Origin of the sequence: Pseudomonas putida (genome assembly GCF_002906855.1) — a bacterium.
GTDB lineage: Bacteria > Pseudomonadota > Gammaproteobacteria > Pseudomonadales > Pseudomonadaceae > Aquipseudomonas > Aquipseudomonas putida_N.
On sequence record NZ_MINI01000037.1, the window covers coordinates 1 to 3,190 of the forward strand.

General features: G+C 61.8%; 1 protein-coding gene and 1 pseudogene. Both read right to left on the minus strand.

The window, feature by feature from the left end; all coding sequences use genetic code 11:
- A pseudogene (locus BGP85_RS12400) lies at window positions 1-214 on the minus strand (hypothetical protein); the annotation flags it as partial.
- Window positions 214-3,190, minus strand: a 2,977-nt coding sequence (locus tag BGP85_RS29270; RefSeq protein WP_258036117.1) for a DUF1983 domain-containing protein, incomplete at its 5' end; no start/stop codon positions are given. The pseudogene BGP85_RS12400 and the gene BGP85_RS29270, both read right to left, overlap by 1 nt.

The following is a 3,190-nucleotide window of genomic DNA, read 5'->3' on the forward strand; positions in this document are numbered from 1 at the left end:
ACGCCAGAGGGCTCCAGGTGTATTCGCCATTGTCGGCCAGGGTATCCACCACGACGAACGACTGCGCCTTGATCTCCGGTATCGAGATGTACTGGTCGAAAGCTCCATTTCCGACCACCTGCATCATTTTCAACGATCTCACCGGGGTGATCGTCGTGTCGAAGGTAATGACCCCGGACGCATCTCGCGTCCGGAGCCCGTACAGATCAGCCATCAGGTAAGCCTCCCCACTGCAGTCCTCTCGATGCCAGCGGCGTCGTACACGTACAGACCACCGTTGTTAAGCAGCGTCGAGCCGTTGGCGTCCTGCCCTCGTATGCTCACTGCACCGGTCACGAAGTTCAGCTCCAGCAGTGGCAACCCTTGCGAGTTGACCGCCTGGGACCGGATGGTCATGCCTGCCACAATCTGCTGGATGAATGCCGTGTTGATCACCGCCTGGCTGATGAAGACCTGGCCGTTGGAAACCACGAACGGCAGCACCATCTGCCCTGAAGACTCGTCAACGATGGCGAAGCGTTGGGCATACGCGAGGATCTCGCTGGTCTGCCCGTCGCTTCCCAGCGCCAGCCCGGCCATCACCCTGCGGCCGCCAGCGATCGTCTCGGCCTTGATGGTCGTCATGGCCGAAACCTTCCCATCAACACCTGCGACGGTCCTGCTCACCGTTTCCACAGACGCGCTGACATCGCCCATCTGCGACTGGACGGTATCGATGCGTTTGCCGGTGGCTATGCCGTTCTCGACCACAGCCGACTGCACAGTCCAGACACCAACCAGTCCACCAGTGGCTCCCGCCAGTCCAGTCGAATCACCTTCCATCTCCGGGTTCACCTGGACATAGATGCCGTCCAGGCGTTGCGCCTGGGCAGTTAGAGCGGTGCCCTGCTGCTGGACTGTGGTGTCGATCTGGCTGATGGCCGAAGCCTGGGCGCTGTTCACGCCCTCGGTGTCGGTGACGCGGTTGGTGAGCGCCAGCAGCGCCTGGGCCTGACTGGTGAGCGTGGAACCCTGCTGGGTTACGTCTGAAGACAGCGACTGTACGGCCTTGCTCGATGCGCCAGGCCCTACCCTGCCGACTGCAATCCAGTCGACATCGAACACCGCATCCAGCGCATTCGCGAAGTTGAAGCGAAGGCGCTGGATCGTGTTGTCCACCCAGTCAGTGCCGCCAGCAGCCAGGTTGGCCATATTCCATTCCACAACGGCGGATTGCCCGATTGCGATGTTCGGGTTCGCGGCGCTGGCCCGATAACTCGTCGCAAACCCGTGAGAGCTGGTCGAGTAGTACAGCGTACCGGTCCAGGCCGAGCCGCCGCGGCGCGTCAGGCCAACCCTGACCCTGGTGTAGGTCTTGCCGTCGATAGCTGCCGACGCTGTCGGGCTGTGTAGCTGAGGGTCAGCGGTAGTCGGCGTGATCTTGACGAAGCCCGTATTGGCCGCCAGCGTCGCGTTCACACCTGACCACCCCTCGACAGTGGTATCGAACTGCCAAGCCGCTCCCGGCGCCGGATCAAGCCCGGAGGCACCCAGGCCGCTCTGAATCGCTCCGACGGTATTGGTCAGGTCGGTGATGCTGGTGGACTGGCTGGCGTTCACGCCCTCTGCCGCAGATACCCGGTTCGTCACCGCGTCCAGCGCCGAAGCCGAGGCCTTGGTGGCCAGGCCGTTGGTGGTGCTGTTCACCGCGTTTTCCAGCGTCGTGGTTCGGCCGGCGACGCTGGTCAAGGTGCTGCCCTGCTGGTCGACAGCCGACGACAGGCTATCAACTGCAGCCGACGTGGCCCCTATGTTCGCCGCGTTCACCTGGCCGTTGTCTCGCCATCCAGTCGCACGAGTGCCGTACTCGAACTGCGGCCGCGCCATCTCCACGTATCCAGCAGTTACTGCGCCAGTGGCGCTGTAGATACGCAGGTAGACGTAGCAAGTGACCGCCCCTGCAGGCGCGACGGCACTGAACTGCTCACGCTTGCCTGCTGCGGTGATGGTAAACATCCCCGAGTTAGGAGCGCTGATCACGGAGCCGGTCGCATTGATCCATTGAATGAAGAACCTGAACCCCAAGCCAGCTGTGCCGCGAAGATAGATAGACGTTGCAATGGTTTGCCCTTCGGCCACCATTGGTCTGCGATCTTTCGTGCCACCAGTTGGGCGAATGGATTTGTACGGCGTGCCGGTGCCAACGGCGGATACCTCAACACGTACCGCCTTCTCACCTGCATTCAGCCAGGAAGCAACGAGAGATTCGACGCTGGCCGCTGGCCCATCGGTAGCCCAGCCATCCGCGATATCGGTACCTGTCCCCGCTTTGTTGAAAGTTGGGTTGTAGAACAGGTTCTCGCCGCCGACATCCCCAATGCTGTTGTCCAGCTGGGTCAGCTGGTTGGATGCGCTGGTCAGGCCCTGTTCTGTCAACGCTACGCGCCCCGTGAGGGCCGTGGTGGCAGAAGCATTTGCAGCTGCAGCCGCCGCGTTTGCCTTGCCGTTATCACGCCACCCAGTCACGACCGAACTGTGCTCGAACTGCGCCTTGTCGAGGTCCACGAAGCCGGCTGCAATCCCTGCTGCGCCGACCGAGGAACGAACCCTGAACAGCACCTCTACTCGAACTGAGCCGGCCGGCGCTGCCCCTCCCGTGAACACAGCTCGCTGATAGTTGGGAGTAAGGTCGAAGTTGGCCGGCCCATGAGTGGCAAGGGTTGCCCCTGCCGCATCCTTGTACAGCAAGTAGATTTGGCAGAGTAAGCCGGTATTACCGCGCACATACACCGAAGCAGTTGCTATCACTCCTTCATAAATCGGCGGCCGATTGTCTGGATTAGTAGTAGTCGGAACAAAGTCGACGTAATCCGTTCCGGAGCCCGCTGACAGGCCAGTCACGTCCAGGCGCTGGCACTTTCCCTCTGCGCCAAGATCGGAGTTTCGCAGAGTCGGGGTCACGACCACGGGAGTGGTCTTTCGCCATCCCCACCCGTCTGCGATGTTCCCGGCATTGGACCCGGTGGTGCTAGGCACGTCGAACGATGGGTTGTACAACAGGTTCTCGCCACCCACCTGCTTCAGCGAGGCGTTGACGTTGGTGATCGCCTGGCCATTGGCGGTGATCGCCGCGCCCTGCTGGTCTACGGTGTTGCTCAGGGACTGCACCGTCGAAGCGTCGGCCTTGGTCGCTACCTGGGTAAGCGCGCTG